This window comes from Amycolatopsis sp. SID8362 (genome assembly GCF_010550475.1).
In the GTDB taxonomy this organism is placed as follows: domain Bacteria; phylum Actinomycetota; class Actinomycetes; order Mycobacteriales; family Pseudonocardiaceae; genus Amycolatopsis; species Amycolatopsis eburnea.
In genome coordinates, this window is record NZ_JAAGNB010000347.1 from 1 (window position 1) to 6,752 (window position 6,752).

Sequence of the window (6,752 nt, forward strand, 5' to 3'; positions counted from 1 at the left end):
CAGCTTCGCGAGCGTCTCGAACGGCATGTGGTGCAGGGACGCCAGGCAGGAGATGTAGTCGTAGTGCGCCTCGGGCAGGGCGTCGGTGGTGACGTCGGCCTGCCGGTAGACGATCTCGCCGGGCCCCGGCGAACCGAGCCCCGCCGCCGCCGCGACCATCGCGGCCGACACGTCGACCGCCTCCACCGCCATCCCGGTCGCGGCCAGCCGGCGCGCGAACCGGCCGGTGCCGCAGCCGACGTCCAGCGCGATGCCCGGTCCCGGCGGCAGCAGGTCCAGCAGCAGCGGGTGGTAGTGGTCGTTGTGGTTGAACGGCATGCGTCGAGAGTGCCACCCGCCACGCACGTAGACTCGGAAGGCAAGTGCGAAACCCCAGGCCGGAGGAGAGTCAGTGCCGCAGGATGAGACAGGTCGGAAGCCGGACCTGTCGGATCTGGACAGCTTCGCGGGCGTCGACGAACTGGGGACGTCGGGGTACGAGGAGTCCGACGACCACGACCCCGAACTGGACGTGCGCGACACCGCGTTCGAGGCCGGCGGCGGTTCGCGCGGCGGCATCGGCGGCGTCGGCCAGCTGGGCGACAACCTCGCCACCGGCCCGGTGCCCGACCTGACCGTGCCGGAGGACGCCGAGCTGCACGAGCTCGACGACCAGGGCGAAGCCGCGGTGTACGGCGACCCGGACGGGCCCAAAGCGCGCCGAGAGCTGCTGGCCGTCGAAGCCGAGCTGAACCAGCGCTGGCCGGAGACGAAGATCGAGCCGTCGCTGGCCCGGATCGCCGCGCTGACGCAGCTGCTGGGCGAGCCGAACAAGGGCTACCCGGTGCTGCACGTCGCCGGCACGAACGGCAAGGGCTCCACGGCCCGGATGATCGACGCGCTGCTGACCCGGATGGGCCTGCGCGTCGGCCGCTACACGAGCCCGCACCTGCAGCTGGTCACCGAGCGGATCGCGCTCGACGGCCAGCCGATCTCCGCGGCGCGCTACGCCGAGCTGTGGCACGACATCGCGCCGTACGTGTCCATGGTGGACGGTGCCGCCGCGGACGGCGTCGCGATGAGCAAGTTCGAGATCCTCACCGGCATGGCGTTCGCCGCGTTCGCCGACGCGCCGGTCGAGGCCGCCGTGCTCGAAGCGGGCCTGGGCGGCGCCTGGGACGCCACGAACGTCGCCGACGCCGACGTCGCCGTCATCACGCCGATCGGCCTCGACCACGTCGAGTACCTGGGGCCGGACGCGGTCAGCGCGGCGCGCGAGAAGGCGGGCATCATCAAGCCCGGCTCGGTCGCCGTCATCGCCGAGCAGGACCCCGAGGTGCAGAAGGTGCTGCTGGAACGCGCCGTCGAGGTCGACGCCGCGGTCGCGCGCGCCGGCAGCGAGTTCGGCGTGCTGGAGCGCGAGGTCGCCGTCGGCGGGCAGCTGCTCAAGCTGCAGGGCCTCGGCGGGGTCTACGACGACGTCTTCCTGCCGCTGCACGGCGCCCACCAGGCCGCGAACGCCGCGCTCGCGCTGGCCGCGGTCGAGGCGTTCTTCGGCGCGGGCAAGGACAAGCAGCTGGTGGTCGAGGCCGTGCGCGAGGCGTTCGCCGAGGTCGAGACGCCGGGTCGGCTGGAGCGGGTCCGCGCGGCCCCCGCGGTCATGATCGACGCGGCCCACAACCCGCACGGCGCCCGCGCGCTCGCGGCGACCGTCGCCGAGGAGTTCGCCTTCCGCCGCCTGGTCGCGGTGGTCGGCGTGATGGCCGAAAAGGACGCCCACGGCATCCTGGACGCGCTCGAGCCGGTCGTGTCCGACGTCGTCGTGACGCGCAACTCCTCGCCGCGCTCGATGCCGCTGGAGGAGCTCAACCAGCTGGCGATCTCGGTGTTCGGCGAGGACCGGGTGGTCGCCGAGACCGACCTGGAGACGGCGATCGAGACGGCGATCGCGCTGGTGGAGACCAACGACGACCCCGAGGAGCCGCTGTCCGGCGGCGGCGTGCTGGTCACCGGCTCGGTGGTCACCGCCGGCGAGGCGCGCACCCTGTTCGGGAAGGAGCCGGCGTGACCTCGAACGAGACGCCCAAGCCGAAGGACCCGATGAAGGGCTTCCGCGGCGTGATGTCGGGAACGCTGATCATGGAGGCGATCACGGTCGCCCTCGCGCTCCCGGTGGTCAACAAGCTCGGTGGCGGGATCAGCACGGGCACCGGCTGGACCGTCATCGCGGTGGCCGTGCTGCTGGTCGTGACGTGCGGGTTCGTCAAGCGCCCGTGGGCGGTGCCGCTGATCCTCGCGCTGCAGGTGGTGCTGATCGCGCTGGTGTTCTGGCTGCCCGCGATCACCGTGCTGGGCGTCATCTTCCTGGCGATCTGGCTGTGGCTGCTGTGGCTGCGCAAGGACGTCGCCCGCCGGATGGCGGCCGGCACCCTGGCGAGCCAGCAGCAGCCCCAGCCCTGACCGCCTACAGGTAGTCGCCGTTCGCGACGTCGTCGAGCAGCGACGCGTGGCGGGGTGACCAGCCGAGCAGCTCCCGCGTGAGCGTGCTGGAGACGGGCGCGTCGAGCCCGTAGGCCTTGGCGATGAACGGGCTGACGAAGTGCCCGGCGGCCTCGTCCGGCGTCAGTGAAACCACCGGCAGGCCGAGCCCGCGCCCGACCGTCTCCGCGATGCTCCGGAACGGCACGTTCTCGGCGGTCGCGTGCAGCACGCTGCCCGCCGGAGCGCCCTCCAGGGCCAGCCGGAAGACGACCGCCGCGTCGAGCCGGTGCACCGCGGGCCAGCGGTTGGCGCCGTCGCCGACGTAGGCCGACTGCCCGGTCTTGCGCGCGGTGTCCACGAGCCAGGCGATGAAGCCGTGGTCACCGGGACCGTGGACGGTGGGCGCGAGCCGGACCACGCTCGCGCGCACGCCGTGCCCGGCGAAGTCCAGGCAGGCCCGCTCGCCCGCGATCCGGAACGCGGCGAGCCCGGCCGCGTCGGGCTCGTCCCGCTCGGTGCTCTCCCGCCCGGCGGGCATGACCAGCGTGCCGGACGTGCTGACGAACGGCTTGCCCGAACCCACCAGGACCTGGCCGAGCGCCTCGATCGCGGTCCGGTCGCGGCGGGTCATGTCCTCCAGGTCGGTGAAGTCGCCGCCGAAGGCCATGTGCAGCACGGCGTCGGCGGCCGCGGCGCCGGTCCGCAGGCTGTCGAGGTCCTCCAGCGAGCCCGGGTGCGGGGTGGCGCCCAGCGACTCGAGCCGGGCCGCGGAAGCGTCCGAGCGGGCGAGGCCGGTGACGGTGTGGCCGGCCGCGATCAGCTCGGTGACGACGGCGGGTCCGGTGAGGCCGGATCCGCCGGTGACGAAGACGTGCATGGGGACATCTCCCGGGTAGTGACAGTGACTGACGCTACGAACTGTACCGCGTAGTGTCAGTCGCTGTCGCTACCGGTAGGCTGACGGCGTGCCACGCAGCGGAGAAGAAGCGCGTCGCCGCCTGCAGCAGGCGGCGCTGGAGCTGTACCGCGAACGCGGGTTCGACCAGACCACCACCGCCGAGATCGCCGCCCGGGCCGGCGTCACCGAGCGCACGTTCTTCCGGCACTTCCCGGACAAGCGCGAAGTGCTCTTCGACGGTGAAGCCACGCTGCGCGCGGACCTGACGGCGTCGGTCGCCGCCGCGCCCGACGGGCTGCCGCCGCTGGAAGTCCTCATCCGCGCCTTCCGGAAGGCCGGGCGGATCATCGAGGGCAACCGGCCGTTCGCCGAACCGCGGCTCGCGGTCATCGCGGCGACCCCCGCGTTGCGGGAGCGCGATCTGGCCAAGGCCGCGGCGATGGGCGACGCCCTGGCGGCGGCGCTGCGGGCGCGGGGAGTCGCCGACCGGCTGGCCGAGCTGGCCGCGCACGTCGGCTGGATCACCTTCCACCACGCGGCCGGGGCGTGGATCGAGGAATCCGCGCGCAGCCTGGACGAGCACCTCGACGAGGCCTTCGCCGATCTGCGCGCGCTGTCGGCGGAGACGGGCGGCTGAGCGCCCGCCTCCGCCGGGAACTCAGCGCAGCACGACGGTCCGCAGCGCGGGGGAGCGCAGGATGTCGGCTTCGCAGAAGCGTTCCTTCACCCATTCACCGCGGCTGTAGAGCTTCGTCTGGTCGCTGAAGTACGGCGACTTCGGGTTCGACGACTGCGAATACGTCAGCAACGTCGAGGAGTCCGGGCAGCCGTGCCCGCTGAACCCGACCACCTGGAGGTAACTCGACCCGTGCGCGACCTCGACGTTGCCGCGCGCCGGGTCCCATTCCGTCGTCATCACGTTGAGCACGCCGAGGAAACCCTGCGCGCCGTGGATCGGGATGCGCTCGCCGTTGCGGGTGACAGCCTGGCCGTCCCGCAGTTTCGCGTCCGGCGGGAGCCCGGCCGTGCGCAGTTCCACGAGTGCGTCCCCGAACGCCTTCCGGACGTCCGCGTTACCCACGTTGAGCGTGTTCGGCGTGGTCAACGGCGCCTTCGGGTCGAACGGCACGGTGAACCGGTCCACGCCCCCGAGCCGGGCGGCGAACCGCTGGAACAGCAGTGAGCCCCGGCTGTCGAGCGAGTACGTGTGGTCCCACTTCGCCAGTGCGTCGCAGGCGGGTCCGACCGGCACCGGGCCCGACGACGACGGCGCCTGCCCGCCGGGGAAGGACGCGCACAGCTTCGCCAGGTCCGCCGCCGTGAGGTCGGCGAGCAGGCTGTGGTCGGCGAAGAGCATCTTCTTCATCGAGTCCGTCGTGAACCCGCCCTTTTCGGCTGTGAGCAACGCTTCCCGCGTGCGCGGCGAGCGTTCGGTGCCGATGTCCCCGACGATGTGCGGGTAGCCGGTGATCGGCGCCCTCGCGTTCGCCAGCCAGGCGCTGTCGTTGGCGTTCAGCTCGTAGTCACGACGTTGCTGCTGCGGCAGCCGCGACGGCGCGAAGATGCCCGGCTCGATCGCGCCCGGGTCCGAACCCCACTGGCACGACGACTTGGAACCGTCCAAAATGGCCAGTCCGACCTGCTCGAAGGTCCCTTGCCCCAACGGGGTGCTGCACGTCTTCGCCAGCTCGTCGGTGACGTGCGGGACCACCTGGATGTCGGCGTAGAGCGCGTTGCCCGCTCGGTCGGTGGCGATCGTGTTGACCCACGGGACGCCCTGGGTGCGGCTCAGCGCCCGCACGACGTCGGCCGTGCTGCGGGCCTGGTCGAGTTCGAACCACGTGTTGAGCCCGCGCAGGTTCGTCGCGTTGGCGTCGCGTACCGCATACGCCGATTTCGCCGTCCACGGCAGCGGAATGCCCTGGAAGTCGGCCATCACCGGGCCGTAGCGCGTCGACCAGAACGTCTGCCGGGCCGGCTTCAGCGAGCCGTCGGCCTGGCGCACCTGGACCGTGACGTCGGCCGACGTCATCTTCTCCGCCTTGCCGTCGACCAGGTAGGTCGTCGGGTCGCCCGCCTGCAGCGGCACTTCGAAGAGGCCGAACGTGACCGGCGTGGCCACCGTGTGCGTCCAGGCCGCGTCGGCGGTGTGCCCGATCTGGACGAACGGCATGCCGAGCAGGCTCGCGCCGGCGACGTCGAACCGGCCCGGGATGGTCAGCTGGCTCTGCCAGAACCGGCGCCCGGCCTGCCACGGGTAGTGCGGGTTGCCGAGCAGCACGCTGCCCCGGCCCGACGCGGTCGAGTCCGCGCCGATCGCGATGCCGTTGCTGCCCAGCCCGCCGCCGCCGAGCGCCTTGCGGACCTGGTCGGACAGCTGCCCGGCGGTACCCGGCGCCGGAGCCGGCCCGGACGGCGGCGCGGCGAACAGGCTTTCGGTGACCACGCCCTGGCCGCCGGTGATCGCGATGGCGTAGAAGTGCCGGTAGAAGTCCTGCTCGGTGATCGGCCGGACCCAGTCCGCGCCGTTGCAGGCCGGGTCGGAGATGCCGGCGCGGCCGGTGCGCGCCAGGTAGGCGTTGAAGCCCCGGACGTAGCCGGAAACGATCTGCCGGACCTCGGGCCGCGGGCCCTGCGGCGCGGGCTGCGCGGCCAGCCTGTCGACGATCCCCGAGTCGTTGATCCGCTGGAAGAACAGGTCGCTGTGCAGGTTGTTCGCTGCTTCGGACAGCGACGGGTAGCCGTCGCCGCCCGGGCCGAGGTACTTCGACCGCTGCGCGCTGACCGTCAGGTAGATGTTCGCGAGCTCGCAGACGTTGTCGGTCGCCGCCGCGTAGCCGTACCCGTAGCCGAGGCCGCCGAAATCGTTGGCGACGATGTGCGGGATGCCGTGTTCGGTGTAGCGGAGAACGGCTTTCTCTTGGCCGGCTTCCGCGACGGCCGTCCCCAGTGTGGTGATGGTGAGTGCCGCTGTCAGAACCGCCAGGGTTTTCCTGAATGGTCTCATCTGACCCCCTTGTCGTGATCGCCACGCTACCGACGGCGAGCGGACCCGGGGATGGGGGAAACCCCCGATATCCGTTCACCCGCGCGCAAACCCGCGTTGGCCGGGGCGGGATAGAAACCGCGCATGACCCACCACTCCCGCCGTACCCTGCTCAAGGCCGGTCTCACCGGCGCCGCCGCCACGCTCGTGCTGCCGTCGACGGCCTTCGCCGCGGTCCCGCTCGTCCGCCGCGACCGGCCCGTGCTCACCCACGGCGTCCAGTCCGGCGACGTCACCCCGGGCTCGGCGATCGTCTGGTCCCGCGCGGACCGCCCGTCGCGGCTCGTGGTCGAGGTCGCGCGCGACCCGTCGTTCCGGCACGCCCGCCGGGTGCCCGGCCCCCTCGCC

At 72.3% G+C, this 6,752-nt stretch carries 7 protein-coding genes; 4 read left to right on the forward strand and 3 right to left on the reverse strand.

Features of this window, described 5'->3' with window-relative positions:
* Positions 1 to 318 (reverse strand): bifunctional 2-polyprenyl-6-hydroxyphenol methylase/3-demethylubiquinol 3-O-methyltransferase UbiG (locus G3I65_RS11500; protein ID WP_160696097.1); only part of this gene is annotated, 318 nt, incomplete at its 3' end.
* 73 nt (positions 319 to 391) lie between these two features.
* Here G3I65_RS11500 and G3I65_RS11505 point away from each other — a divergent pair.
* Both G3I65_RS11505 and G3I65_RS11510 read left to right on the forward strand, forming a co-directional pair.
* Positions 392 to 2,047, forward strand: coding sequence for a folylpolyglutamate synthase/dihydrofolate synthase family protein (locus G3I65_RS11505; protein ID WP_160696098.1), 1,656 nt, complete (start codon positions 392 to 394; stop codon positions 2,045 to 2,047).
* 32 nt (positions 2,048 to 2,079) lie between these two features.
* Positions 2,080 to 2,439 (forward strand): DUF4233 domain-containing protein, encoded by a 360-nt coding sequence (locus G3I65_RS11510; RefSeq protein ID WP_166639955.1) that lies wholly within the window; start codon positions 2,080 to 2,082, stop codon positions 2,437 to 2,439.
* Between the two features lie 4 nt (positions 2,440 to 2,443).
* Here the strand turns inward: G3I65_RS11510 and G3I65_RS11515 are convergent, their stop codons facing one another.
* A complete protein-coding gene (locus G3I65_RS11515; RefSeq protein ID WP_160696099.1) occupies positions 2,444 to 3,337 on the reverse strand; it encodes an SDR family oxidoreductase in 894 nt (297 codons plus the stop codon).
* 88 nt (positions 3,338 to 3,425) lie between these two features.
* On the opposite strand from G3I65_RS11515, the gene G3I65_RS11520 reads away from it, so the two are divergent.
* Complete coding sequence (locus G3I65_RS11520; RefSeq protein ID WP_160696100.1) at positions 3,426 to 3,995, forward strand: TetR family transcriptional regulator; 570 nt, start codon at positions 3,426 to 3,428, stop codon at positions 3,993 to 3,995.
* A 21-nt stretch (positions 3,996 to 4,016) separates the two neighbouring features.
* Here the strand turns inward: G3I65_RS11520 and G3I65_RS11525 are convergent, their stop codons facing one another.
* Entirely contained in the window at positions 4,017 to 6,365 is a 2,349-nt protein-coding gene (locus G3I65_RS11525; protein ID WP_160696101.1) for a penicillin acylase family protein, read from the reverse strand.
* A gap of 123 nt (positions 6,366 to 6,488) precedes the next feature.
* On the opposite strand from G3I65_RS11525, the gene G3I65_RS11530 reads away from it, so the two are divergent.
* Positions 6,489 to 6,752 (forward strand): PhoD-like phosphatase N-terminal domain-containing protein (locus tag G3I65_RS11530; protein ID WP_203612355.1); only part of this gene is annotated, 264 nt, incomplete at its 3' end.